Below are 24,196 nucleotides of genomic sequence, written 5' to 3'. Positions count from 1 at the left end.
GAATAACGCTTTAACCTTTTAAATAATAATCAAATCAACTTGAAGAACATCCGCGACATCCTAAACCAATACTGGGGTTATACTTCCTTCAAACCGATGCAGGAAGAAATAATCAATTCCGTATTGAATGGAAAGGATACCGTTGCGCTTTTGCCAACGGGCGGTGGAAAATCTTTATGTTTTCAGGTTCCAGCTATGGCAATAGATGGTATTTGTATTGTGGTTTCTCCTTTGGTGGCTTTGATGGGCGACCAAGTGAACGCATTGAAGGAAAGTGGCATAAAGGCTTTAAAAATTACTGGTGGAATTTCGTTTAACGAACTAAACGCTTTGTTGGACAACTCCCTTTACGGAAATTATAAATTTCTCTACCTCTCTCCGGAAAGGTTGCAGCAAGAAATTGTTCAAAATTACATCAAACAAATGAATGTGAATTTGATTGCGGTTGATGAAGCGCACTGCATCTCGCAATGGGGAAATGATTTTCGACCTGCATATAAAAACATTACCTTGCTTCGCGAAATACATCCGCTGGTTCCAATAATAGCACTTACTGCCACTGCAACTCCCGAAGTTTTGGAGGATACCATTTCAGAATTAAAAATGGAACTTCCTGCAGTATTTCAAAATTCATTTGTTCGCGAAAATCTTTCTTATCAGGTTTATAAAGAGGAAGACAAACTTTATAAAGCAGAGCAATTGCTGAAGAATAATAGCGGGTCTGCAATTGTCTATGTGCGAAACCGAAAAAGTACCATTGAAATTAGTGAACAACTTAATAGTTTGGGCATTTCGGCAACCTTTTATCACGGCGGAATTTCAGCAAAAGATAAAGCGCAGAAACTGCAAACGTGGCGAAATGGAGCAGTTTCAACTATGGTTGCCACAAACGCTTTTGGAATGGGGATTGACCATCCAAATGTTCGGTTCGTTATTCATCTTCAAATTCCCGAAAGTCTTGAAAGTTATTTTCAAGAAGCCGGGCGTGCTGGACGTGATGGGGAGTATGCTTCCGCTGTGCTTTTTTATAATGAATACGACAAAATATATGTAAAGCAACAATTTGTTGAATCACTTCCCAACACTTCAGAACTTAAAAAAATATACAGAACGCTGAACAATTATTTCCAAATTCCCTACGGCGAAGGCGAATTCAGCAAACACAATTTTGGTTTTGCAGAATTTTGCAAAACCTATAATCTTAGCAGCCTATTAGCTTATAATGCCTTGAACAGTTTAGACCGTTTGGGAATTATACAACTTTCTCAGGAATTTGGCCGAAAATCCATTGTTCAGTTTCTAATTTCTTCTGAAAAAGTGCTTCATTATTTTGAAAAGGATATAACCACATCCGTAATTGGAAAAACGATTTTACGAATTTATGGCGGTATTTTTGAAATGCCCACTTCAATAAACCTAGATTTAATTGCTTCAAAAACCGGACAAACCGTTGAAACCATTATTGCCATTCTTAAAAAAATGGAGCGAGACCAAGTTGTTGAAGCTACTATCCAAATTACCGATGCCACGCTCACCTTTCTCGTGCCGCGGGAAGATGACAAAACTATAAACGTTATTTCACGCGAAGTTGAAGCACTTAACAACAAAAAAATTGCGCAGGTAAATTCTGTATTGCGCTATATTGAAAACACCAAAACCTGCAGAAGCATGCAATTGGTTTCGTATTTTGGCGAAACAACAGCTTCAAAATGCGGCATTTGTTCTGTTTGCAACCCAAAGTCGGCTAATTTATCAAAAAGAGAAATTCAAGACATTGCAAAGAAAATTCTAGCTTTATTAGAAGGAGGCGATTTAACATCACGAGAAATTTCAGAAAAACTTACTTTTACGGAAGATCATATTTTAAAAGTAGTCCGACTTTTGATGGATGCTGAAAAGATAAAAATCAATTCGAGAAATCAATATAACCTAAACTGAAAAAATGCCAAAAGATTTAAGAATAGTGTTTATGGGAACCCCAGATTTTGCGGTGGGTATTCTAAAAGAAATGATTGAAGCCGGCAGAAATATTGTAGGAGTAATCACTGCACCAGATAAACCTGCAGGTCGTGGGAGAAAATTAATGACCTCGGCTGGAAAGGAATATGCGCTTTCTAAAAATTTAAAAATTCTACAGCCTACAAATCTAAAAGATGAATCCTTTCTGAAAGAACTAAAAAGTTTAAACGCCAATCTTCAAGTTGTGGTGGCGTTCCGGATGCTTCCAAAGGCAGTTTGGCAAATGCCACAATTAGGAACTTTCAATCTTCACGCCTCACTATTGCCACAATATAGAGGTGCCGCGCCTATTAATTGGGCCATTATTAATAAGGAAGAAAAAACTGGCGTAACTACCTTTTTTATTGATGAAAAAATTGATACAGGTTCTATTATCTCCAATAAAGAAGTAATTATTGAAAAAAATGAAACTGCAGAAACTCTTCACGATAAATTGATGTTGAAGGGAAGCCAATTAGTTTTGGAAACTCTAAACCTTATAGAAAAAGGAAAAGCAGACCCAAAACCACAACCCGAAAGTGTTGACTTAAAAGACGCTCCAAAACTTACTCCAGAAAATACACAGATAGACTGGACAAATTCTGGAAAAGATATTGATGCTTTTATCCGCGGGCTTTCTCCTTATCCTGTAGCTTGGTCTGTCCTTTATAATAATAAGGAGGAATTGAAAGTGAAAATTTATGCTTCCAGTTTTGAGCAAACTAATCATAATTTAGTTTCGGGAAACATTCAAACTTCAAAAAAAGAACTGAAAGTGGCGTGTAGTGACGGATTCATTTATATTAAAGAAATACAACTCCCTGGAAAACGAAAAATGGATGTTTCTTCACTTCTAAACGGATATTCATTTGACGATGATTCCAAACTATCGTAAACCCTTGTCAGTGCTGATTTCGTTAAAAAAGCACAAAAAGTGTTCATGTTTATTAACAAACAGTCCAAGTTATCAACAAAAATAGGGATTTACTGCGTGGTTACTTGCTTGAACGGATATTCCTGCTAAATTTGTAAAGCAATTAATCGAAGTTTAACCAACAATTTAATTTAAAAAAATTATGAACAAATCAGATTTAATCGATGCAATGGCAGCTGATGCCGGAATTACAAAGGCTGCTGCCAAGAAATCTTTAGAGTCATTCTTAGGTAACGTAGAAAAGTCCCTTAAACAAGGAAATAGAGTATCCCTAGTAGGTTTCGGATCATGGTCAGTATCAAAAAGAGCCGCCAGAGAAGGAAGAAATCCTCAAACTGGTAAAACAATTAAAATCGCTGCTAAAAATGTAGTGAAGTTCAAAGCTGGTTCAGATTTACAAAACAGCGTAAACTAATTGTAAAATATTTTACAAATATTTAAAAAACCTTCTTACCAATTAATTGGGAAAGAAGGTTTTTTTATAGGGTATTGACACCGAGGTATTTGTGAAAAGGTAAGCTTTCATTGATTTTAGTAAATATAATTTACTTTAAACATCATTTTAGTAAATTTTTGGTAATGTAAAATTAAATCCTTAGATTTATTTAACCAAAAAAACAATATGACCACCTTAAAACCAGCCAAGGGACTATTATTGGTTGCTGAACCATCCATTATAGGGGACGTTTCTTTTAACCGTTCCGTAGTACTTTTAGCTGAATATAATGAAAGCGGTTCAGTAGGATTTATTCTAAACAAACCCTTAGAACTGAAGCTGCGCGACTATGTTCCCGAAGTAAATTCAAAGCTTCCCGTTTATAATGGCGGTCCCGTGGAGCAGGATAATCTTTACTTTATTCATTGCATTCCAGACATCATTCCCAACAGTATAGAAATATCCAACGGAATTTATTGGGGCGGTGATTTTAATGCTATTATAGATTTGTTGAAGGAAGACAAGCTGAAAAAAGAACAAATCCGCTTTTTCCTCGGATATTCTGGTTGGGAAAGTGAACAATTGGATCAGGAATTAGAAGTAAACAGTTGGGTTGTGGCACCAAACAGCTATAACGATACAATTATTGGGAAAAGCAATATAAACTTTTGGAAGGAAAAAATGCTTGAATTTGGTGGAGACTATGTTTTATGGTCCAACGCACCAGAAAATCCGAGTTTCAACTAATCTGTTCTTGCCTTTAAATTCAGTTTTGGCAACAGTTGCATTGCAACCTCATTTCTATAAATCTTCTTGCGATATTTCGTTATTGGAACAATGCCTTGTATGGTGTTGGTAATAAATATTTCATCGGCCTTTTGAAGTTCAAAGGGAGAAATGGAAGCTACTTCCACCGTAAAATCTGGAATTCTTTTTAGAATTGAAAGAAGCTGTTTTCTTAAAATTCCATTTAAACACCCGTCTGAAAGTGGCGGCGTTTTGATATTTTCGCCCGAAACCAGAAATATATTGCCGTTTAGCGCTTCCACAACTTGTTTGTTTTCATTCAACAACAAACAGTTTTGAAAATCATTTTCTTTTGCAAAAATGCTTCCTATAATATTTATGAGTCTATTATTTGTTTTTAGAGTTGAAAGTAGCCCTGAGGTAATGTAATGGTCCTTAAAAAGTTCAACTTCATAATCGGTTTCGTTTAAAGTATAAAATGGAGTTTCTAATTTTTCAAAAGAAATCACATATTCAATGTCATTGGTATTAGGAGTGTATTTACCTCCGGTTTTACGGTAAACAAGCAGCTTAATACGAAGATATCCCGCTTCTCTTTCTGATGAAGTTATGGTTCGCTTAATTTCTTCTTCTAAAAATTCCATTGTGAAATTCATTGGAATTTCCATCCTCAGAATCCGCATAGAAGCCATCAGACGAAAATAATGATCTTCCCAAAAATATATTTTTCCTCCTGAAGATCGAAGTGTTTCAAAAACAGCATCGCCATAATTAAAGCCTCGATTGTCTATAGAAATTACTGCCTTTTGGGTTTCTACTATTACTCCATTCAAGTTTACCATAAAAAAAACCGTCCATTTTTGGTGGACGGTACAAAGGTATTATTTTTTAAAAGGATTTTATGAGGAACCTAAGATTGACTTTAGGTTGGAAACCATATTTTCCCAAAGCATTTTTCCTTCTTCCACTTCGTCATCTTCGGCAAAATCTGTTACCATCAAAGATACGTCTTTTGTTATTTCATCAACTTGAATGCGAAGTTCAAAATAAAACTCTTCGCCTTCATCCTCAATCCATCTAAATTTGATGCGTTCCGGGCTCTTTTTGCTTAACAACTTGGCGCGCTCCTCACTTCCAGACCAAATGAAAGTGTAGAATTCTCCACGCGAGTTTACATTGTCTGCATACCATTCGGAAAGTCCCGAAGGTGTTGAAATATATTGGTATAAAAGTGAAGGGGAAACCTGAATTGGAAATTCCATTTCATATTTTATTTTATCTTCCATAGCTTTCTGTTAGTTGATGCCCAATATATAGATATTAATTTTAACCTCAAATGAAACACTGAAAATTTTTCATTTAAAAAGATTAATAAAAAGATGAAATAAATTACATAAAAATAGAACCTAATATTTGCGACAGCTAATTTTGTTTCTATCTTTGCAAACTCAAAAATACGGCGAGATAGCACTCCCGATAGCTATCGGGAGGTTAGAGCGTCTAGAGTGAAGAGGAAGATTTTAAATTTTTCTTGTTATGGCGAGGTAGCTCAGCTGGTTAGAGCGTCGGATTCATAACCCGGAGGCCGCGGGTTCAAGTCCCGCTCTCGCTACTTACAGTAAAACCCTTTCAAAACTGAGAGGGTTTTTTGTTATCTATTTAATCAAGAATTTCTTGTGCATTTCTAAAATATTCTTAAATTTGTTGATAAAAGTTAAAATAAGTTAATAAAATATTGGATTTCAACTTGGTATAGATCGATTAAAGGTTTAATTTTATCGTTAAACCTTAAAACTCTATATTATGAAGAATTATTTTTTCGCATTTTTAATGCTAGCCAGTGTAATCATTAGCTGTACCCCAGAAAACCAAATTAGTGATGAGCAACAAATCGACAAACACAAAGTTTGCCCACCGGGAGACCGAAATTGCAACGGCGTTCTCGACAATCAAGAATAATAAAAGTACAAGTTTTTACATACTTTTTCTCGCTATCGTAGCGGTTTTATCACCGTTCCTGCATGTTTTTTATCTTATAAATGACAAAGAGGGCATATTTGGTTTTTCATATATGTCCTCTTTTATGTATTCGTTAAGCTTACCTTTAATGGCAGTTTGTTCGGGTTTATTGTTAAAATTTGTAGCTGGACAGCTGTCTCAATTTAGTGTTTTCTTTAGGCTTGTAAGTCATTCATTTCTTTTTGTTGGCTTCTTTTTTATGATATATACTTTTTTGCCAATTTCAGACTTTTCTACTTCAGTTTACTTTATAACCTTATTAGTTCTTTCTGTAATTTTAACTTTTATGGCTCATTTTTTACACAGAGCAGTACTTACCACAGAGCAACGCCTTAAACAGATTATATCAAAACTTTTCGATTTTATCATACTTGAAACTCCCCGCAAACATGTTTCAGAGGAAAAACAAATAGAATATGTTATTTCCTATGAGAAGATTATTAACGAAATAGGAGATGAGTAATGAATCAAACATTAAAAAACTTAAAGAAACTGCATATACTTGGAATGCTTTCTAAAGATGCAAAACTTGAAGTTGAAAAAAGATTAAAAGAAAGACTCGAAACTTACGCTTCGGAGGGAAACTCTCGTATAAGTTTTGGTTAAAACAGAAAGCATATTAGGTATCAAGAAACGCCTCCAATTCTAAGAGATTTACTTGGAATTGTTCGCCGCTTTTCATATTCTTAAGTGTAAAAACTTGGGATTCCATTTCTTTTTCTCCAGCCAATACTGTAAAAGGTATGTTCCGTTTATCTGCATAGCCTATCTGCTTGCCCATCTTTGTGGCATCAGGATAGAGTTCAGCTTTAATTCCTGCAATTCGCAATTTCGCGATTGCCCTCATTGCATAAAGAGCCTCCTTTTCTCCAAAATTTATAAAGAGAGCTTTACTATTTTCTGAAATAGTTTCTGGGAAGAGATTCAATTCTTCCAGCACAAGATAAATCCTGTCTAAACCGAAAGAAATACCCATTCCGCTCATATCTTTTAACCCAAATATTCCAGTAAGATCATCATATCTTCCACCACCGCCAATGCTGCCCATATTCACTTCTTCGGGAGCAGAGACTTCAAGAATTGCCCCTGTATAATAATTTAAACCGCGAGCAAGGGTTACATCAATTTGTAATGAGGATGTTTGCAAGCCTAGCGTTTTAATGTTTTCAACAATAAATTCAAGTTCATTAACACCTTTCATTCCTAATTCCGATGTTTGAAGCATTCCTTTTAAAGAATTCAATCTTTCTTCGTTACTGCCTTTGAATGAAAATAGCGGTTGTAATTTCTGCAAAGCTTCTTCAGAAATACCTTTTTCACGCATTTCTTTTTTAACACCTTCCTCCCCTATTTTATCGAGTTTATCAAGTGCTACGGTGAAATCTATGAGTTTGTCTTCCGCACCAATGCTTTCAGCAATACCACTTAATACTTTTCTGTTATTGATTTTTATGGTTACTCCTTTTAAGACAAGTTTGCTAAAAACGGCATCATAAAGTTGCACAAATTCCACTTCTTGCCAAAGTGAAGTTGAACCAACTACATCTGCATCACATTGAAAAAATTCACGGAAACGCCCTTTTTGAGGTCTATCAGCGCGCCAAACGGGTTGGATTTGGTAACGTTTAAAAGGAAAAGTGATTTCGTTTTGATGTTGCACCACATATCGTGCAAAAGGAACAGTGAGGTCGTAGCGGAGGGCTTTTTCTGAAATATTTGAAGTAATTTTATTACTATCTTTTTCTGCATAAAGAACATCATCAACTTTCGCCAAATAGTCTCCACTATTCAAAATCTTAAAAATCAACCGATCCCCTTCTTCACCATATTTTCCCATTAAAGTTTCACTATTTTCGAAAGATGGCGTTTCAATAGGCTGAAAACCGTATAACGAAAACGTTTCTCTAATTACACTAAAAATATAATTGCGTTTGGAGACTTCCTGTGGATTAAAATCGCGTGTGCCTTTGGGAATAGATGGTTTTTTCAAAATTTTTTAATTCAAGGTTCAAAATTTAAAATTCAAAGTTCTGGTTGGAAAGGCTCGTTAATCTTGAATCTTAAATTTTGAACCTTGAATTTCAACAGCAAATATCTTAAATAATAGTAACTTTATCCAACTTTTATAGTCTAATGAGAAACACAAACTAAAAATATGTTTTCACTTTTCTGGGAAAATGTCCGTATAGCACTGGATTCTATTAAAAGTCAGTTACTGAGGACCATCTTAACTATTGTAATTATTGGGATTGGTATTTGGGCGCTAGTTGGCATTTTGAGTGCTGTGAAGGCTTTGGAGACTACTATCTCTGGGAATTTTGCTTCGATGGGCGCCAATACGTTTAATATTCAGCAATATGAATTTACCGTTCAAACGAACAATAGTGGCGAAAAGGAAAAAATAAACCCAGTAATTAGCTATAATAATGTACGTGAATTTTTGGCAAAATATGAATTTCCTTCAACCAAAACCTCTCTTTCTTTTCGTGGAACTTCCGTTGCCGAAGTAAAATACGGCTCCGAAAAAACAGATCCGGAAGTACAAGTTTATGGCGTAAACGAAAATTATTTGGAAAACACGGGAACGGAAATTGAACAAGGAAGAAATTTCACCATTTTCGATATTCAAAATAACAATAAGGTATGTTTGATTGGTTCAGATTTTGTGAAAAATATATTTAAAAATGAAAGTCCAATCAACAAAACAATCAGTATTCGCGGAGTAAAATTTAAGGTTGTTGGTTTGTTGGAATCGAAAGGCTCTACATTTGGAAACAACCAAGATTTAAAAGTGCTCATCCCAGTTCAAGTAGCACGCGGAATCTATACTGAACCCAATATAAACTACAACATAAGTATTAAAGTAGGTGATAAACAAATGATGGAAGCCGCGCAAGACGAGGCTATTATTACGTTTCGAAATATTCGCGGTTTGAATCCTGTGGAAAAAAATAACTTCGGGATTGAGCGCAGTGAGGATTTAATAAACCGTATCGCATCCATAACGCAATACTTAGAAGTTGCTGCGTGGATTATAAGTATCATCACGATTCTAGGCTCTTCCATTGCCCTGATGAACATTATGTTAGTTTCAGTAAGCGAACGTACACGTGAAATTGGAGTTCGGAAAGCGCTAGGTGCAAAACGTTCTACAATTTCAACTCAGTTTTTTATTGAAACTATTGTTATTGGCCAGTTTGGAAGTATTTTAGGAATTATTCTAGGCGTGCTTACCGGTTTTGGTTTCGCAAAAGCTTTCGAATTTGACTTTACATTGCCATGGACGGCAATGATTTGGGCTACCATAATCACTTTTATTGTTGCGATAATTGCAGGTTCTTATCCTGCTTCAAAAGCGGCAGGGTTAGATCCTATTGAGAGTTTGAGATACGAATAGATAGGGAAATCTCAAATCATAAGTCCCAAATTCCAAAAAAATCAAAAATCAAAAGTTTGGTTTCTGAATTTTTCAGATTTGATATTTTATTTGAAATGTGGTGCTTGAAATTTGGAATTTAATCCTTAAGTAGTTCACTAAAATAAGTATAAAGTTCCCCTTTAGTAATAAGGGATCCTTGCTGAATTATAGCAAAAACATCAATATTGCGATCATCCTTTATCGCTTTTGTGGAAGTGTAAAGACTTACCGTATCGTCGTGTAAGTTTTGTTGAAGCCATTTGTAGCCATAAGCCGTTGTAATATCCACATTATCATCTTCAACTTTTATGGCGATGAGTTCCATAAAGGCTTCTGAAATATGGAAAAGCATTAATTGCTTGGGAGAAATATGTTCCAAATAGCTTACTTTATTCAAAACTCCTTCCCAAATAAGATCGCTGAAAATATCCAATTCTTGTTCCGCTACTTCGGGTTTTTCAGCTTTTAGTTTTTTCCATTCCTCACCTGTTATGGATTGCGTTGCAAGAAAGTTTATAAATTCCTGGTGCAGTTCTTCAAATTGTTCTTTTGTTAGTCTGGCGTATTTCATAGCAGCTGTCTGTTCTGGGTTATCTGTTAATTGTTAATCGTTCTTCAGTCAATAAGCTTGGGCGGGAATTGTTTTCTGTTTCTTAGCTTAAAACAAAAAACCCTTCCCGAAAACGGGAAAGGTTTTATTACAATTAATCGTATTAATTAATTTTCTTCCGTTGTATCTGCTTCTTGAGTTTCGACTTTAACTTCCTCTTTCACCTCAGGTTTAGCCACGGCTTTAGATTTGCTTTCTGGCTTAGCTTCAGCAATCACTTCAAAAGTAAAATTGCTTACCACATCTCTGTGGAAACGGATTGTAGCATCATAAGGACCAGTACGCTTAATGGCGCCACCAGCAATAATGATATACTTTTTCTCGATAGAAACGCCTTCTTTTTCAAGGGCTTCCGCAAGATCTCCATTCGTTACAGAACCAAATAATTTATCACCTTCGCCTGTTTTGGCAGTGATTTTTACTTCAAGTCCATTCAATTTTTCTGCTTCTTTATTAGCAGCGTCAACCACCTTCTTTTCTTTAAAAGCGCGTTGCTTCAAAGTTTCAGCCAATACTTTTTTAGCTGAAGGAGTTGCAAGAACAGCATGCCCTTGTGGTATCAAAAAGTTTCTTCCGAAACCGTTTTTCACGGATACAAGATCATCTGCAAATCCCAGATTTTCTACGTCTTTCTTTAATATAAGTTCCATAATAGTTTCTGGTTTTTTATTTTAATAAATCGGCTACGTAAGGCATAAGTGCCAAATGGCGTGCTCTTTTAACTGCAACGGCTACTTTTCTTTGATATTTTAAAGAAGTTCCAGTAAGTCTTCTTGGAAGAATTTTACCTTGCTCATTTACAAATCTCAATAAGAAATCTGCATCTTTATAGTCAACATACTTAATACCAGACCTTTTGAACATGCAATATTTCTTGGTCTTGTTGGTCTCTATGTTAAGCGGAGTAAGATATCTGATCTCTCCGTCTTTTTTTCCTTTTGCTTGTTGTTGTAATGTTGCCATAATTTAAGCTGATTTTTTTGTTCGGTTTCTTCTTTTTTCTGCCCAAGCAATTGCGTGCTTGTCAAGGCTCACTGAAAGGTAACGCATGAAACGTTCGTCCCTTTTAAACTCAGTTTCAAGTTCATGAACGGTATCACCTTCTACAGTGTACTCGAACAAGTGATAAAAACCACTTTTTTTGTTTTGAATTGGGTATGCAAGTTTTTTCAAGCCCCAATTTTCTTTGGATATCATCTTAGCACCTTTAGAAACAAGAAAATCTTCGTATTTCTTTACTGTTTCCTTTATCTGATCTTCAGATAAAACGGGATTTAAGATGAAAACAGTTTCGTAATGATTCATAAAAAATCTATTAAAATTAATGATTAAACTCTTGGCCTTGTGCCAAAGAGGGTGCAAAAATAATACTTTATTTCGTATTAACAAACCGAAATGTAAGTATACTTCAAATTTAAATATTTAAGATAATATTATCTAATTCCATCGATTAAAGTATAAATAATTGCATTTCATCGATTATTTTTATATCATTGTTTAATCTATAAATCTAATATTGTGGAAAAAACAATTCTGAAATGTGTAATTGTCGATGATTCTGCGCTCCAACGACTTTCCATAGTCAGGCTGATTAATTTACACCCTGCTCTTCAACTTGTTGGAGAATATAAAAACGCTATTGAGGCCAAAATGGGCTTAACTTCCCAGAAAATAGATTTAATTTTTCTAGATGTAGAAATGCCAATCCAGTCTGGTTTTGACTTTTTGGATGATATTAACAGAAGCTCACAAATTATTTTTGTTACAGGACAAACCAAATATGCCTTTAAAGCATTTGAATATGACGCGGTAGACTATTTATGCAAACCAATTTCTAAGGATCGTTTTGTGAATGCTGTTCACAAAGCTATAACCAATTATAAGTTAAAAGACAACGATAGCTTTGACGAGGATGACTTCATTTTTGTGAAAAGTAATCTAAAAAAACGAAAAGTTTTTCTAAGTGAGCTTAAATATGTGGAAGCTTTAGGCGATTATGTGAAACTTGTAACCGAATACGATTCTCTTGTAGTACTTTCTACCATGAAAGCATTTGAATCTCTACTGCCAGCGGATAGATTTATTAGAATTCACAAATCCTATATTGTAAATTTGGAAAAAGTGAGTCGCTATGACAGTAAGACAATTGAATTAGGTGGGGACAAACTTCCCTTGAGCCGTAATAGAAAAACCGATTTATCTGAGGCTTTGGCTGCATCCCAAAACGTCTAATAATTATCCACATCTAAATTTACACGAACACTTGAAAATTCTTTAATGGCATTAAAACTGCGCTGTACGTTTTCTATATACCGTTTTGTTTTATCTAAAGATTGTTTTTTAGGAATCTTTATTAGCAGATTAATAATATATTTATTTTTTATTCTACCAATGGGCGGCGGTTCTGGACCTAGAATATTTTCTTTGAACTGCATTTCCAAAGCTTGTCCAAACCAAGTTGAAGCCTTTTGAACTCGATTTAAATTCTTATCCTTAAAAATAATTTTTATCGTTTTGTAAAATGGTGGATATTTATAATTGTAGCGTTCTTCCAGCTGTTCCTTATACATTTCTTCATAATCATTAACGCTCACTTGTTTCAAGATTTGGTGATACGGATTGTAGGTTTGTATTAAAACCTTACCACGTTTTTTGGTACGTCCTGCCCTACCCGACACTTGTTGCAACAATTGAAAACTACGCTCGTGTGCCCTAAAATCAGGGAAATTTAGAAGATTGTCCGCATTCATAACGCCTACTAAGCTGATGTTTCTAAAATCCAAACCTTTGGCGAGCATTTGTGTTCCTACCAAAATATCTATCTCTTCGTTTTCTAAAGCATCAATAAGTTTTGAATATGAATGTTTGCCTTTTGTAGTGTCTTGATCCATTCGGGCAATTTTTTGGTTTGGAAACAGTGATTTCAATTCTGTTTCAATCTGCTCAGTCCCGAACCCTTTGGTGTCCAGAGTTTCACTGCCACAAGCAATACAGCTTTGCATCATTGCCATATTGTATCCGCAGTAATGACAGCGCAACTGGTTTTTGTGTTGATGGAAGGTCAGACTAACATCACAGTTTGGACATTGGGGCGATACGCCGCAGGTTGTACATTCCACAACGGGTGAGAAACCTCTTCTATTTTGAAAAAGAATAATTTGTTCGCCATTCCTTAAAACCTCGTACATTTCCTCCAGCAAGCGATCGCTGAAATGTCCAGTCATTTGTTTTTTGCGTCCTTTCTCCTTTATATCTACCAACTCAATTTCTGGCATCATTACGTTTCCGAAGCGTTTTTTTAAAGTAACTAACCCAAATTTTCCGGTTTTTGCGTTGTGATAACTTTCTAAGGAAGGCGTTGCAGAACCCATTAGCAGCTTTGCATTATGCAAGTTTGCTAAAACAATAGCACTATCGCGAGCATTGTATCGTGGCGATGGGCTGTATTGTTTAAAACTCGGTTCGTGCTCTTCATCTACAATAATAAATCCGAGATTTTTAAAAGGAAGAAATAATGACGAACGCGCGCCAATAACTATTTGTGCTTTCGCTTTTTCAGCAAGCACGTTTTTCCAAACCTCAACTCTTTCATTTACAGAAAATTTGGAGTGATAAACAGAGATTTTTTCGCCGAAATATTTTTGAAGTCGGCTAATCAATTGGGTTGTTAAGGCAATTTCCGGCAACATATATAAAACCTGCTTGCCTGAAGCGATCATTTTTTCAATGAGGCGAACATATATTTCGGTTTTTCCGCTGGAAGTTACGCCGTGAAGCAGAACCACATCTTTTTCAGCAAAGGAAATTTTTATTTCTTCGTAAGCCTTTGTCTGTGCTTCATTCAAGGTTTTTATTTCTGAAGAAGCTTCGCCAGAAAACTCCACCCGATCGTGCTGAATGAAATATTCTTCCAAAATACCTTTATCTATAAGTGATTTCAAAGTTGCTGCGGACGCTTCACTCTTTTTTTGAAGTTCTGTGGAACTGATAGGCTTTTTAGTCTGACTATTCAGCATAAAAAGATTCATAAGTACGTCACGCTGTTTTGGCGCACGTGTTAATGTTTCTAGTAGTTCTCGAAGGTTTTCTTCTGAAGTATATTGCTGTGAAAGTTTTATGTAGCGTTTTAGTTTTGGCGTGTATTGCTCGTAAACGGTTTCTTCAACGGTTACGATTCCTTTTTCTATTAACTTCTGAATTACAGAAACTACATTCTTTTTATCAAGAATGGAACGTACGTCATTAATGTGAAGTGAAGATTGGTGCTGAAGCGCTTCAAAAACAAGGAATTCTTCGTCAGTCAAGCTACTTTCATCACTTTCCTTTTCGGATGAAAGTTTTATTATTGTTTCGCTTTCTAGCAAAAATGCACTTGGAAGGGCTGCTTTAATCACTTCGCCTAAAGAACACATGTAATATTTGGCAATCCATTCCCAATGATTTAATTGTTGGCTTGTGATGATGGGCGTTTCATCTAAAATATGGTCTATGGATTTAGTTTCGTAACCCACTGGTGGCAAGTCGTGAACTTGAAAGACGATTCCTGTGTAAACCTTCGATTTTCCAAACGGAATAGCCACGCGCATCCCAGGTTTTAAAAAGGCTGCTTCATCCTTGTTCACGCTATAGGTGAAGGTTTGCTTTAAAGGAATTGGTAGAATGACGTCTATGAAGTACACTTTCTGAGTTATGGGTTATGAGTTATGAGTTATGAGTTTATAGTTATGATTTTTCAACCAAAGTTTTATTTTATTCACAATAAAAAAGGCCACCGAAATTGGTGGCCTAAAGATACTATTTTTAATATTTTCTTTTTAATTAACGCGCTTCCAAGTTTGTGTTCTTCCTAAAAGTGAAAAACCAATATAGCCGCGAACGTCCAATGTATTAGGGCCGTCCAGTTCTATGTAGCATTTATAAACTTTTCCATTTGTTGGGTCTGTAATGGTTCCGTCATTGTATTCATCGCCATCTTTTTCAAGGCCTTTAATAATTACAAGACCCATAATTGATTTGTTTTTATCACTTCCAGAACATTCAGTACAGGTTCTATCACGTTTTGAAGCATCAAAAATCTCTACTACTTTACCGTAAATTTTTCCGTTTTCTTTATAGATTTCAACAACTGACTTTGCTTCGCCAGTTTCGTCATCTATGGTTTTCCATTTTCCGGTTACGTCTTGGGCTACAGCCGTCATAACGGTTAAGGCTACTAGGGAGATAGTTAAAAGTATTTTTTTCATAGTTAATAAGTTAAGGTTTAATTACATTTTTCTTTAAGCCGCTTTATTGAGATGTTCAATTCAAAACCTAGCAGCAAGAGGTTTGAGTTTATCCAAATATATAACATCAAAATTAATAGTGCACCAATAGAGCCGTATAACTCGTTATAATTTGAAAAGTTATTTATATAGACCCCAAAAAAATAGGTAGTAAGTAAAAACAAAACTGTAGTTGTTACCGCCCCGATTGAAAAAAAGCTGGATGACTTTCCTTCCTTAGTGCCGAAATAATAAAATGTGGCAATAACCACGTAAATCATTACTAAAAAAACAATAAATTGAAAGAACGAAATCCAGAATAAATCATTGTCAATATAAGCTCTGGACTGAAGATCGTGAATAACAAATTCTCCATAAAGGATGACCCCAACTGAAGTTAACAACAACAATGCCACGAAAATGGAAACAGCTAATGCTACAAAATATTGTCTAAAAAAAGTTCTGTTTATTTTTACGTGATAGGAATATTCAAATCCACTGAAAATAGCATTTACACCGTTGGCAGATAGAAATAGTGATAGAAAAAAAACGACAGACAATAAACCCGCTCGCGGGTTTACAGCTATATCTGCGATTATAGGATAAAAGAATTGCGTAGTTTGGGCGGGAAGTAGCGCCTCAATAAAAATTAAAAAACGCGTCTGAAATCCATCAATAGGAATGTATGGAATTAAGTTTAGTAGAAAAAGAAGAAACGGAAACAGCGCAAGAAAAAAACTATAGGCAATGGCACTGGCGCGAAAGGAAAAAGTTCCTTTCAAAATTCCTGTGCCATAAATTTCTAGCAAATGATAAAGCGAAAACTCACCCAAACCGGGAAGTTTTATTTTTTTGCTAAGCCTTATTAAATCCCTAATGACTGGGATATTGATTTCCTTTTCTTCTTCGTCGCTCATTTAACAGCTTTTAGGCTAAGATCCATATTGTAAACCGAATGTGTTAACGCGCCGCTAGAAATATAATCCACGCCACATTCTGCATATTTTCTGGCGGTTTCTATAGTGATACCTCCACTTGATTCGGTAAGACATTTACCGTTTATCATTTTTACGGCTTTACGCGTATCTTCATAATTAAAGTTATCTATCAAGATTCTGTAAACACCATCGGTTTTTAGAATTTCTTCGATTTCATCGAGGTTTCTGGCTTCAACAATAATTTTAAGGTCTAATAGATTATTTTCTAGATAGCGCTTTGTTTTTTCAACGGCTTTGGTAATTCCGCCACAGAAGTCTATGTGATTATCCTTCAACATAATCATATCGTAAAGGGCAAAACGATGGTTTTCGCCGCCACCGATTTTTACGGCCCACTTTTCCAACGCACGGATCCCAGGTGTGGTTTTGCGGGTGTCTAGAATTTTGGTGTTGGTACCTTCCAATAATTTCACGTATTGATGCGTTTTAGTGGCAATGGCACTCATACGCTGCATTGCATTTAGCACCAATCGTTCAGATTTTAATATAGATTGCGAAAGACCCGAAACGTAAAAACAGATGTCTCCATACTTTACCGGGCTGCCGTCTTTTATTTTAATGTCAAGCTCAAGACCTGGATCTACATATTCAAAAACTAGCTTGGCAAACTCAATTCCAGCAATAATACCTTCGTCTTTTACCAAAAGTTTTGCTGTTCCTCGGGCGTCTTCTGGTATGCAAGCGAGGGAACTGTGATCGCCATCGCCCACATCTTCTCTAATCGCGTTAGCGAGGATGATGTCTATTTCTTTGTTGAATTGTTTTTCTGAAATCATTGCGCGGAAATTTCAGCTAAAATACAAAAAGAGTTGGCAGTATTCAGTTTCAGTGCGCAGTTATGTAAAAACCTTAAAAATCTATTACTTTTGAAATATGAAAATCACACTACTCGCCATTGGCAAAACCGATAATAAGCAATTGCAATCCTTGATGGATGATTACACCAAGCGATTGGGGTTTTATATTTCTTTTGAATTAGAAGTGATTCCAGATATTAAGAATGCTAAAAATCTTTCTGAAACCCTTCAAAAACAAGCGGAAGGCGAAGAAATTTTAAAGCGAACTACTACAGCAGATGTTCTGATTTTACTTGATGAAAAGGGAAGAACGTTCACTTCGGAAGGCTTCTCGGAGTTTCTTCAGAAGAGAATGAATAGCGGTTTGAAAAACCTCATCTTCATAATTGGCGGACCTTATGGCTTTAGCGAAACTGTTTATGAACGCGCTAATGGAAAAGTTTCACTTTCGTCAATGACTTTTTCGCATCAAATGGTTCGGCTTTTCTTTATTGAACAGCTTTATAGAGGCTTTACGATTCTCAGAAATGAGCCTTATCATCATAGATAGGGATTCGGGATTCATCTCTGTGTACTCTGTGCCTTTGTGGTGATAAAAAACAACAGAGGCACAGAGAACACAGAGCTAAATGGTTTGTTTCTCTAGATTTTGAATAACTCGCAATCTAAATAGTCAGTAAACAAGTGAAATAACAGACCTACTGCGATGATTCTGGTTTTTTTGAAAAATAATAAGACTGTGTAAACCGCCATCGCCCAATAGGTATGCAACGGGTGAAAGTTAATACTGCAACGATTTGCGTCAAAAATTGGACTTGCAACGAGGTGATCTAAATCTACTAACATAGTTGCAAGCATAATAAGCCAAGCTTTTTTCCACTCTTTTCTGAAGAATATAAATGCAATAAGCCCAGGAACCAAAAAATGCAGGCTATAATGAACCAAAGTTTGGAGCATAGATAGGTTTAAGATTTAACCATTTTTGCCAAAAGCACTATCTGTCCTAAATGATAAGAGTCATGTTGAATAACACCGTGGATATGCTGGTAATAAGTGAGTTTATTTACAGGATATTCATTGATGAAATCGGCCTCATTGAAAGTGTTTAGGAAATACAACCATTCTTTTTGAGAGGTTTCTAAGGCTTCAAGGGTTTGTTGCCAAGCTTCATGAGATGGGTCATTTATCTTTTCAATGTAGTTGTTTGTTGGGTTTTGGAGCACTTCACCTTGAACACGTTTTAGCACATCTTCGCGCCAAGCGATTATGTGGTTTACTATTTCCCAAATGGTGTTTCCATCTTTAATGGGGTGTTGGGCGGCAAGTTCTGGCGTAATGCGGCTTAAGGTGTCTTGTAAAGTTACGTCTAGCCACGGATGGCCGTGGTATAAATCTGTGAAAAGGGCCTGTATTCGGTGGGCTTCGTTCATTGGGAGGTTATTGTTACTTCAAATATAACAATTTCCAAGATGGAAAAGTCTAAGTTTTCAGAACTGTTGAAATGATGCTTTGCAGAATAAGAAAGTATATGAATAGATTTGACTTAAGACGAAAGGACGTAGGACATAGGACTAATTCTCTTTCGAAAAAAAGATATAATATAAAGTATTTGGCACTCGTTATTTAGTCTTACATCCTATGTCTTATCGTCCTAAGTCAAATTTAGAAAATTTTTAGGCTATTATTTAACCTCCATTTCCGCAGCAATTTTCTCGTTGTAAAGACTTCTAATTATTCCATCACTTAACCCAATTTTCGGAACATATACATTTTTAGACTTACTCCATTTCATTGCTGAAAGATAGATGCGGGTGGCGGGAATCACAACATCTGCACGGTCTGGGTTCATATCCATTTCGGTGATTCGTTCTTCAAAAGAAAGGGATTTTAGTTGTTCGTAATATGACGATAGATATAAATAACTCAACGGCTTGCCTATTTTCTTGCCGCTCTTTTTGTAGATTGTATTTATGTTTCCACCACTTCCGATTAATGAAATTCTGTGAAATTCTTTTGTTTCTTTTTTAATCCAAGTTTCCATTTGGTTCCAGATGTCTTCATCTACACGGTTTTCCAATAAACGAACAGTTCCTAATTTAAAACTTTGGGAAGTAATATTTTTACCATTTGCAAAGATTGTAAGCTCCGTGCTACCGCCACCAACATCTACATATAGAAACACTTTATCGTCTTGAATTAAAGTCTTTAAATCTGTGGAAGCAATTATTGCAGCTTCATCTTCGCCATCAATAATATTAATTGAGATTCCTGTTGACTTTTCTATATTTTCTGCAATTTCAGGTCCGTTGGAAGCTTCTCGCATCGCCGAAGTGGCACATGCTCGAAAACGCTTAATTCCGTGGGTTTTCATTAAAAGCCTAAAGGCAAGCATAGCATCCATCATACGTTTTGCATTCTTATCAGAAATTCTTCCTTCAAGAAAAACTTCGGCACCCAAACGTATTGGAACCCGAACCAAAGAGGTTTTTTTGAAAAGTGTGTCTTTTCCCTTTTGCTCAATTACAGTAACCACAAGTAGCCGAATGGCATTACTACCAATATCTACCGCTCCGTATTTTTCAATGTTTAACAAATCAGTTTACTTCAAGTTTATTTAAATAATAATCATACATTTTAAATTGTGAACGCACTGGCGGCTTGTTGTTTTTCAAATAAGCATTATCCTTTTTTATGCTGAAAACACGTGCCTTCACGTTATCGCTCCATCCTATTCCAAAGTTTTCAAGAATTTCCTGTTTTATGGTTTCATCATAAATAGGACAGGTAATTTCTACTCGGTTATCAAGATTTCTTCCCATAAAATCTGCGGAAGAAATATACACCTTTGTATCGCCAGCATTTTCAAAAATGAAAAGTCGCGGATGCTCTAAAAATTTTCCGACAATACTGATGGCTTCAATGTTCTCGCTCATTCCTTTCACTCCAGGAATTAAACAACAAATGCCGCGAACAATCATTTTTATTTTTACTCCTGCTCGGCTGGCATCATAAAGTTTGTCAATCATTTTAAAATCGGACAGACTGTTCAGTTTAAGTTTAATTCCGTTGGGCAAACCTGCTTTTTTATTCTTTATCTCCGTATCTATTAAATGATATAGAGCTTTTCGGGTGTAGTGTGGCGAAACTATTAAATGATTGTATTTTTTTACTTGATAATTCACCTCAAAAAAATCAAACACCTTGTTTAGCTCCTTACAAATCCTTTGGTCGGCAGTGAAAAGGGTGTAATCTGTGTAAAGTCGCGCAGTTGACTCATTGAAATTACCAGTGCTTATAATTCCGTATCGCACCAATTTGTCGTTTTCCAATCTTTCTACAACGCAAGTTTTGCAGTGTACTTTCAGACCTTTTACGCCAAAAATAAGACGGACATCTTCACTTTGAAGCAATTCTGCATATCGTATGTTCGCCTCTTCGTCAAAACGAGCTTGAAGTTCTATCTGAACGGTAACGTCTTTTCCATTCTTCTTCGCATTTATCAGCGAACTAGCAATATTAGATACTTCCGCCAAGCGGTAAATCGTAATTTTGATAGATTTCACCTTTGGATCTAGCGCGGCTTCCCTTAAAAATTTCACCACATACATAAATGTTTGGTAGGGAGCGTGCAACAAATAATCCTTCTCAATAATTTTTTCAAACAAACTTCCTTGAGGACTCAAACCGGGAATTGGCAAAGGTTCCGTGCGCTCATATTGAAGATCTGGTCTTCCTAAGCGCGGAAAATTCATGTAATCGCGGCGGTTGTGGTAACGGCCTCCGGGAATAAGACTATCGGTTTTGTCTATGCCCATTTTGTTCAACAGAAATTGAAGCGTTTTTTTGTCGATGCTTTTGTCATAAACAAAACGAACAGGATCGCCCGAGCTTCTATTTTTTACACTTTTAGAAATTTTATCAATAAAACTTTTACTTAAATCACTATCAATATCCAACTCTGCGTCGCGAGTAATTTTTATCATATGTGCAGAAATGCTTTCATATTTAAAAATGCTGAAAATACTGTGTAAACAATGACGAATAAGATCGTCTAGAATAATAACATACTGCTTATTGCCTTCCTGTGGAAGCACCACAAACCGATCTATGGTACGTGGAATTTCTATAAGGGCGTAATTATGTTTTGTTTCAAAAGTATCGTCATCCTTACTCATTTCCATAGTTATAGCAAGGTATGCGGCGCTGTCTCGGAGGTTTGGAAATTCATCTAATTCCCCAATCATAATGGTCATCATGGCGGGACTTACGAACCTGGCAAAATATTCTGAAATAAATTTGCTCTGTATCGGAGAAATTTCTGCTTCGTTAATAATGAAGATGTTCTCCTTCCGAAGTTCCTTTTGAATATCGCTCAAAATGTTCAAACTGTGAGCTTGTTGGTCTATTACAGTTTGGGTTATTTCCTCTAAAAGATCTTTTGCAGAAATACCTCCAAGAAAGTTACGACCCGCTTTTCCGGCTTCCACGATGCGCCTGATTGTGGCATAGCGCACTTTAAAAAATTCGTCCAGATTGTTTGAAAAAATACCCAAAAAACGAAGTCGTTCCAGCAAAGGTATTTTTTTATCATTCGCTTCCTGCAAAACTCGGGCATTAAACTGAAGCCAGCTTAATTCCCTGTTATTGTACTGATTACGAACGTAATTTTGTGTGACAACTTTTTCAGTCATTATTTAAGATCCCGTGGGAAAATTGTTTTAACGGTTTTGCCCGTAGTTATTGTGCTCCATTTTTCTTCGTCGAACTGCAACATCACAAAGCCGCAGGTTGGAACGTTTTCAATATAGCGGTTTCCAAGCATATTTGCAATAGAAGTAAAAGCGTGGTTGTGACCAACAATCATTATGGTATCTAAATCATGTTCAAGAGACTTTATGATTCGTAAGGCGTTTTGACCGCTAAAATCATAGAGATCGTGATTTGTTTCAAAATTTGAATCACTAATTTTCAAAGCATCTTTAAAAAACTGCGCTGTTGAAAACGCACGGGTTGCATCGCTGCTTATAATTTTTTGTGGTGGTTCGATTTCTTCATTAACTTTTTTTGAAACCAACCGACCGTCTTTTTCTCCTCTCTCCTTCAACGGACGTTTATGGTCGTCTACATCGTGTTTCCAAGATGATTTTGCGTGTCTTACTAAATATAGTGTTTTCATAAAAAAGGTTTCTGGTTTCTAATTTCTGGTTTATAGTTCCTAGTTTCGGTGTATTTAAAGGTTAAGGAGCTAAACGTTCAATTACCCAATCGTCATTATTTAAAGTATAACGAATCCTGTCGTGCAAACGGTTTGGTCTGCCTTGCCAGAATTCAATAGACACTGGTTTTACAAGAAAACCGCCCCATTCTTTTGGTTTTGGTACTTCTTGGTTTTCATATTTCTTTTCGAGTTCTGCAAGATTTTTTTCTAAAAATTCGCGTGATTCTACTACGCTACTTTGATGGGAAACCGAAGCGCCCAACTGACTTCCCTTCGGTCTTGAATGAAAATAGTTTGTAGAATCTGCTTCAGATGTTTTCTCAGCACTTCCCTTTATAATAATTTGCCGTTCCATATTTGGCCAAAAAAATGACAACGAAACTTTGTTATTATTCGCCAAAGATTTCCCTTTTTCACTAGTGTAATTAGTGTAAAAATAAAAACCGTATTCGTCATATTTTTTCAGCAGCACTACTCTTCCTTTCGGAAAACCATCAGTGCCGATTGTGGAAATAGTCATTGCATTTACCTCATCAACCCCGCCATTATCTTTCACTTCAAAAAACCAAGTGCGAAATTGTTGCATCGGGTTTTCAGCCACGGTTTCTTCTGAAAGTATTCCTTTTTCGTAGGATTTACGGTATGATTCAAGATTTTCGTCCATAATCTAAAATTGAATTGCAAGTTAGCAGTTTTAATACTTGTTTAAAACAGTGTAACATTAAATATCTATTAAATTTTCAGAATGACTTAAGCCTAAATATCTGGTTAGTCGAAAAAACCAAAAGTTGGCGGTGGAATTTAATTATAAGTAAACCTTCAGAAAGAAAATATTTTTCCGTCTTCGGCTAATTCCACATTTTCAAATATTTCTTGGGCTTCTTTTCTGAAGAGTTCCAAATTGCCATAGCGGCTTGAATAATGGCCAAGAATTAAGGTTTCAACATTTGCTTTTTTAGCGATTGCGGCAGCTTCTTTGGCTGTACTGTGTTTTGTTTTTTCGCAGAGATTATAGTGTTCCTCCAAAAAAGTAGATTCGTGGTACAAAACCGTAGTGCCCTCAAGTTGTGGAACCATTGTAGGATTGTAGGCCGTGTCACTGCAAAAAGCATAGGATTTTGGTGGCGGTGGATCAAAAGTGATTTCGCTGTTGGAAATTAACTTGCCAGCTTTATTTTCAACATCAAAACCTTGTTTTATTTTGTTGTAATAACTCATATCTATGTTGAGATCGCGAGCGGCTTCAACATTCAGTTTACGATCATCTGGCTTTTCTTTGAAAAGAAACCCGTTGGTATAAACTCTGTGATCCAACGGAATAGTTTCTACTGAAACTTTATCATCTTCAAAAATAATCTGTGGCGTATTTTCCGTTAACTCATGAAAATAGAGCGGATAATTGGTGTATGCTTTTCCAAGTTTTAGAAGTAGTAAAATAGCTTCCTTTATACCTTTAGGTCCGTAAACGTGAAGTTCTGCTTCTCTTCCCAAAAGTAAAAAAGTAGAAATTAAACCCACCAACCCAAAAAAATGATCGCCGTGCAAATGTGAAATAAAAATGTGTTTGATGCGCGAAAACTTTACTTTACATTTCCGCAATTGAACCTGTGTGCCCTCTCCACAATCTATCAAAAAAAGATGTCCCTTCATTTCCAAAACCTGTGAAGTTGGATGGGTTGAAGCGGTTGGCGTTGCAGCGTGACAGCCTAAAATTGTTAATTTCAAAAATTTAAGATTTAAAAATTTGGCGGTTCATTTCA

Annotated in this window: 28 protein-coding genes and 1 tRNA gene; 11 read left to right on the top strand and 18 right to left on the bottom strand. The window is 35.9% G+C overall.

The features are described from left to right. The first annotated feature begins 39 nt into the window (after nt 1-39). From AEQSU_RS11955 to AEQSU_RS11940, 4 genes are all read left to right on the top strand, one after another. The gene (locus AEQSU_RS11955) at nt 40-1,938 is read left to right on the top strand and encodes a RecQ family ATP-dependent DNA helicase (protein WP_014783120.1); all 1,899 of its coding nucleotides are present in this window, start codon (nt 40-42) and stop codon (nt 1,936-1,938) included. Between the two features lie 4 nt (nt 1,939-1,942). Further along, the gene (gene fmt / locus AEQSU_RS11950; protein ID WP_014783119.1) at nt 1,943-2,893 is read left to right on the top strand and encodes a methionyl-tRNA formyltransferase; all 951 of its coding nucleotides are present in this window, start codon (nt 1,943-1,945) and stop codon (nt 2,891-2,893) included. A gap of 181 nt (nt 2,894-3,074) precedes the next feature. Next, nucleotides 3,075-3,347, top strand: a complete 273-nt coding sequence (locus AEQSU_RS11945; RefSeq protein WP_014783118.1) for an HU family DNA-binding protein — start codon at nt 3,075-3,077, stop codon at nt 3,345-3,347. 207 nt (nt 3,348-3,554) lie between these two features. Continuing rightward, on the top strand, nt 3,555-4,115 hold the full coding sequence (locus AEQSU_RS11940; RefSeq protein ID WP_014783117.1) for a YqgE/AlgH family protein: 561 nt from the start codon (nt 3,555-3,557) through the stop codon (nt 4,113-4,115). Here AEQSU_RS11940 and AEQSU_RS11935 read toward each other — a convergent pair. Continuing rightward, nucleotides 4,112-4,957: an aminotransferase class IV gene (locus tag AEQSU_RS11935; RefSeq protein ID WP_014783116.1), complete on the bottom strand. Its 846-nt coding sequence runs from the start codon at nt 4,955-4,957 to the stop codon at nt 4,112-4,114. The genes AEQSU_RS11940 and AEQSU_RS11935 overlap by 4 nt on opposite strands. 57 nt (nt 4,958-5,014) lie before the next feature. Continuing rightward, complete coding sequence (locus AEQSU_RS11930; protein WP_014783115.1) at nt 5,015-5,401, bottom strand: START-like domain-containing protein; 387 nt, start codon at nt 5,399-5,401, stop codon at nt 5,015-5,017. Nucleotides 5,402-5,653: 252 nt separating this feature from the next. Between AEQSU_RS11930 and AEQSU_RS11925 the strand changes: the two genes are divergently transcribed. The 4 genes from AEQSU_RS11925 (at nt 5,654) to AEQSU_RS16650 (ending at nt 6,740) form a co-directional block, all read left to right on the top strand. After that, nucleotides 5,654-5,727: transfer RNA gene (locus tag AEQSU_RS11925), tRNA-Met, on the top strand. A gap of 191 nt (nt 5,728-5,918) precedes the next feature. Beyond that, the gene (locus AEQSU_RS16655; RefSeq protein WP_014783114.1) at nt 5,919-6,074 is read left to right on the top strand and encodes a hypothetical protein; all 156 of its coding nucleotides are present in this window, start codon (nt 5,919-5,921) and stop codon (nt 6,072-6,074) included. 259 nt (nt 6,075-6,333) lie between these two features. Beyond that, complete coding sequence (locus tag AEQSU_RS11920) at nt 6,334-6,597, top strand: hypothetical protein (protein WP_157429279.1); 264 nt, start codon at nt 6,334-6,336, stop codon at nt 6,595-6,597. Continuing rightward, a complete protein-coding gene (locus AEQSU_RS16650; RefSeq protein WP_014783112.1) occupies nt 6,597-6,740 on the top strand; it encodes a hypothetical protein in 144 nt (47 codons plus the stop codon). The genes AEQSU_RS11920 and AEQSU_RS16650 overlap by 1 nt, the downstream gene beginning before the upstream one ends. Nucleotides 6,741-6,753: 13 nt before the next feature. Here the strand turns inward: AEQSU_RS16650 and hisS are convergent, their stop codons facing one another. Beyond that, nucleotides 6,754-8,127 carry a histidine--tRNA ligase gene (gene hisS, locus AEQSU_RS11915; protein WP_042491978.1) on the bottom strand — a complete coding sequence of 458 codons (1,374 nt, stop codon included), beginning with the start codon at nt 8,125-8,127 and terminating at the stop codon, nt 6,754-6,756. Between the two features lie 162 nt (nt 8,128-8,289). Between hisS and AEQSU_RS11910 the strand changes: the two genes are divergently transcribed. Then, the gene (locus tag AEQSU_RS11910; RefSeq protein WP_014783110.1) at nt 8,290-9,531 is read left to right on the top strand and encodes an ABC transporter permease; all 1,242 of its coding nucleotides are present in this window, start codon (nt 8,290-8,292) and stop codon (nt 9,529-9,531) included. 118 nt (nt 9,532-9,649) lie between these two features. Here AEQSU_RS11910 and AEQSU_RS11905 read toward each other — a convergent pair whose 3' ends face one another. The 4 genes from AEQSU_RS11905 to rpsF all read right to left on the bottom strand — a co-directional run bounded on the left by AEQSU_RS11905 (nt 9,650) and on the right by rpsF (nt 11,467). Continuing rightward, nucleotides 9,650-10,123, bottom strand: coding sequence for a DUF6495 family protein (locus tag AEQSU_RS11905; protein WP_014783109.1), 474 nt, complete (start codon nt 10,121-10,123; stop codon nt 9,650-9,652). 146 nt (nt 10,124-10,269) lie between these two features. Beyond that, a complete protein-coding gene (gene rplI / locus AEQSU_RS11900; RefSeq protein ID WP_014783108.1) occupies nt 10,270-10,812 on the bottom strand; it encodes a 50S ribosomal protein L9 in 543 nt (180 codons plus the stop codon). A 16-nt stretch (nt 10,813-10,828) separates the two neighbouring features. Then, on the bottom strand, nt 10,829-11,125 hold the full coding sequence (rpsR, locus tag AEQSU_RS11895) for a 30S ribosomal protein S18 (RefSeq protein WP_014783107.1): 297 nt from the start codon (nt 11,123-11,125) through the stop codon (nt 10,829-10,831). A gap of 3 nt (nt 11,126-11,128) precedes the next feature. Then, complete coding sequence (rpsF, locus tag AEQSU_RS11890) at nt 11,129-11,467, bottom strand: 30S ribosomal protein S6 (protein ID WP_014783106.1); 339 nt, start codon at nt 11,465-11,467, stop codon at nt 11,129-11,131. A gap of 213 nt (nt 11,468-11,680) precedes the next feature. On the opposite strand from rpsF, the gene AEQSU_RS11885 reads away from it, so the two are divergent. After that, complete coding sequence (locus tag AEQSU_RS11885) at nt 11,681-12,394, top strand: LytR/AlgR family response regulator transcription factor (protein WP_014783105.1); 714 nt, start codon at nt 11,681-11,683, stop codon at nt 12,392-12,394. Here the strand turns inward: AEQSU_RS11885 and priA are convergent. The 4 genes from priA to nadC all read right to left on the bottom strand — a co-directional run bounded on the left by priA (nt 12,391) and on the right by nadC (nt 17,197). Further along, nucleotides 12,391-14,841 (bottom strand): replication restart helicase PriA, encoded by a 2,451-nt coding sequence (gene priA, locus AEQSU_RS11880; protein ID WP_014783104.1) that lies wholly within the window; start codon nt 14,839-14,841, stop codon nt 12,391-12,393. The two genes, AEQSU_RS11885 and priA, sit on opposite strands and share 4 nt — an antisense overlap. A 135-nt stretch (nt 14,842-14,976) precedes the next feature. Next, nucleotides 14,977-15,405 carry a DUF2147 domain-containing protein gene (locus AEQSU_RS11875; RefSeq protein ID WP_014783103.1) on the bottom strand — a complete coding sequence of 143 codons (429 nt, stop codon included), beginning with the start codon at nt 15,403-15,405 and terminating at the stop codon, nt 14,977-14,979. Nucleotides 15,406-15,422: 17 nt separating this feature from the next. After that, nucleotides 15,423-16,340: a YihY/virulence factor BrkB family protein gene (locus tag AEQSU_RS11870; protein WP_014783102.1), complete on the bottom strand. Its 918-nt coding sequence runs from the start codon at nt 16,338-16,340 to the stop codon at nt 15,423-15,425. Then, nucleotides 16,337-17,197, bottom strand: coding sequence for a carboxylating nicotinate-nucleotide diphosphorylase (gene nadC, locus AEQSU_RS11865; RefSeq protein WP_014783101.1), 861 nt, complete (start codon nt 17,195-17,197; stop codon nt 16,337-16,339). The genes AEQSU_RS11870 and nadC overlap by 4 nt, the downstream gene beginning before the upstream one ends. Before the next feature lie 97 nt (nt 17,198-17,294). Between nadC and rlmH the strand changes: the two genes are divergently transcribed. After that, on the top strand, nt 17,295-17,768 hold the full coding sequence (gene rlmH, locus AEQSU_RS11860; protein ID WP_014783100.1) for a 23S rRNA (pseudouridine(1915)-N(3))-methyltransferase RlmH: 474 nt from the start codon (nt 17,295-17,297) through the stop codon (nt 17,766-17,768). A gap of 92 nt (nt 17,769-17,860) precedes the next feature. Here the strand turns inward: rlmH and AEQSU_RS11855 are convergent, their stop codons facing one another. The 7 genes from AEQSU_RS11855 to AEQSU_RS11825 form a co-directional block, all read right to left on the bottom strand. Next, nucleotides 17,861-18,175 carry a DUF6122 family protein gene (locus AEQSU_RS11855; RefSeq protein WP_014783099.1) on the bottom strand — a complete coding sequence of 105 codons (315 nt, stop codon included), beginning with the start codon at nt 18,173-18,175 and terminating at the stop codon, nt 17,861-17,863. Nucleotides 18,176-18,183: 8 nt separating this feature from the next. Beyond that, nucleotides 18,184-18,648 (bottom strand): DinB family protein, encoded by a 465-nt coding sequence (locus AEQSU_RS11850; protein ID WP_014783098.1) that lies wholly within the window; start codon nt 18,646-18,648, stop codon nt 18,184-18,186. A 251-nt stretch (nt 18,649-18,899) separates the two neighbouring features. After that, nucleotides 18,900-19,811, bottom strand: coding sequence for a Ppx/GppA phosphatase family protein (locus AEQSU_RS11845; protein WP_014783097.1), 912 nt, complete (start codon nt 19,809-19,811; stop codon nt 18,900-18,902). Nucleotide 19,812: 1 nt separating this feature from the next. Then, nucleotides 19,813-21,909 (bottom strand): polyphosphate kinase 1, encoded by a 2,097-nt coding sequence (gene ppk1 / locus AEQSU_RS11840; RefSeq protein ID WP_014783096.1) that lies wholly within the window; start codon nt 21,907-21,909, stop codon nt 19,813-19,815. Next, on the bottom strand, nt 21,909-22,394 hold the full coding sequence (locus tag AEQSU_RS11835; RefSeq protein ID WP_014783095.1) for a SixA phosphatase family protein: 486 nt from the start codon (nt 22,392-22,394) through the stop codon (nt 21,909-21,911). The genes ppk1 and AEQSU_RS11835 overlap by 1 nt, the downstream gene beginning before the upstream one ends. Before the next feature lie 61 nt (nt 22,395-22,455). Then, entirely contained in the window at nt 22,456-23,100 is a 645-nt protein-coding gene (gene pdxH / locus AEQSU_RS11830; protein WP_014783094.1) for a pyridoxamine 5'-phosphate oxidase, read from the bottom strand. Between the two features lie 155 nt (nt 23,101-23,255). Further along, nucleotides 23,256-24,161 carry a ribonuclease Z gene (locus AEQSU_RS11825; RefSeq protein ID WP_014783093.1) on the bottom strand — a complete coding sequence of 302 codons (906 nt, stop codon included), beginning with the start codon at nt 24,159-24,161 and terminating at the stop codon, nt 23,256-23,258. Between the last annotated feature and the right edge of the window lie 35 nt (nt 24,162-24,196).

It is taken from the genome of Aequorivita sublithincola DSM 14238 (assembly GCF_000265385.1).
GTDB classification, from domain to species: domain Bacteria; phylum Bacteroidota; class Bacteroidia; order Flavobacteriales; family Flavobacteriaceae; genus Aequorivita; species Aequorivita sublithincola.
This window is presented reverse-complemented; position numbering and strand designations above follow the sequence as displayed.

Excerpts from the sequence above, each read along its gene's own strand:
- AEQSU_RS11940 (WP_014783117.1), top strand. The coding sequence starts at position 3,555 with ATGACCACCTTAAAACCAGCCAAGGGACTATTATTGGTTGCTGAACCA.
- AEQSU_RS11910 (WP_014783110.1), top strand. The coding sequence starts at position 8,290 with ATGTTTTCACTTTTCTGGGAAAATGTCCGTATAGCACTGGATTCTATT.
- ppk1 (WP_014783096.1), bottom strand. The coding sequence starts at position 21,909 with ATGACTGAAAAAGTTGTCACACAAAATTACGTTCGTAATCAGTACAAT.
- rpsR (WP_014783107.1), bottom strand. The coding sequence starts at position 11,125 with ATGGCAACATTACAACAACAAGCAAAAGGAAAAAAAGACGGAGAGATC.
- pdxH (WP_014783094.1), bottom strand. The coding sequence starts at position 23,100 with ATGGACGAAAATCTTGAATCATACCGTAAATCCTACGAAAAAGGAATA.
- nadC (WP_014783101.1), bottom strand. The coding sequence starts at position 17,197 with ATGATTTCAGAAAAACAATTCAACAAAGAAATAGACATCATCCTCGCT.
- rplI (WP_014783108.1), bottom strand. The coding sequence starts at position 10,812 with ATGGAACTTATATTAAAGAAAGACGTAGAAAATCTGGGATTTGCAGAT.
- AEQSU_RS11835 (WP_014783095.1), bottom strand. The coding sequence starts at position 22,394 with ATGAAAACACTATATTTAGTAAGACACGCAAAATCATCTTGGAAACAC.
- rpsF (WP_014783106.1), bottom strand. The coding sequence starts at position 11,467 with ATGAATCATTACGAAACTGTTTTCATCTTAAATCCCGTTTTATCTGAA.
- fmt (WP_014783119.1), top strand. The coding sequence starts at position 1,943 with ATGCCAAAAGATTTAAGAATAGTGTTTATGGGAACCCCAGATTTTGCG.
- AEQSU_RS11875 (WP_014783103.1), bottom strand. The coding sequence starts at position 15,405 with ATGAAAAAAATACTTTTAACTATCTCCCTAGTAGCCTTAACCGTTATG.
- AEQSU_RS11935 (WP_014783116.1), bottom strand. The coding sequence starts at position 4,957 with ATGGTAAACTTGAATGGAGTAATAGTAGAAACCCAAAAGGCAGTAATT.
- AEQSU_RS11920 (WP_157429279.1), top strand. The coding sequence starts at position 6,334 with ATGATATATACTTTTTTGCCAATTTCAGACTTTTCTACTTCAGTTTAC.
- AEQSU_RS11855 (WP_014783099.1), bottom strand. The coding sequence starts at position 18,175 with ATGCTCCAAACTTTGGTTCATTATAGCCTGCATTTTTTGGTTCCTGGG.
- AEQSU_RS11870 (WP_014783102.1), bottom strand. The coding sequence starts at position 16,340 with ATGAGCGACGAAGAAGAAAAGGAAATCAATATCCCAGTCATTAGGGAT.
- AEQSU_RS11945 (WP_014783118.1), top strand. The coding sequence starts at position 3,075 with ATGAACAAATCAGATTTAATCGATGCAATGGCAGCTGATGCCGGAATT.
- AEQSU_RS11905 (WP_014783109.1), bottom strand. The coding sequence starts at position 10,123 with ATGAAATACGCCAGACTAACAAAAGAACAATTTGAAGAACTGCACCAG.
- AEQSU_RS11930 (WP_014783115.1), bottom strand. The coding sequence starts at position 5,401 with ATGGAAGATAAAATAAAATATGAAATGGAATTTCCAATTCAGGTTTCC.
- AEQSU_RS16655 (WP_014783114.1), top strand. The coding sequence starts at position 5,919 with ATGAAGAATTATTTTTTCGCATTTTTAATGCTAGCCAGTGTAATCATT.
- AEQSU_RS16650 (WP_014783112.1), top strand. The coding sequence starts at position 6,597 with ATGAATCAAACATTAAAAAACTTAAAGAAACTGCATATACTTGGAATG.
- AEQSU_RS11850 (WP_014783098.1), bottom strand. The coding sequence starts at position 18,648 with ATGAACGAAGCCCACCGAATACAGGCCCTTTTCACAGATTTATACCAC.
- rlmH (WP_014783100.1), top strand. The coding sequence starts at position 17,295 with ATGAAAATCACACTACTCGCCATTGGCAAAACCGATAATAAGCAATTG.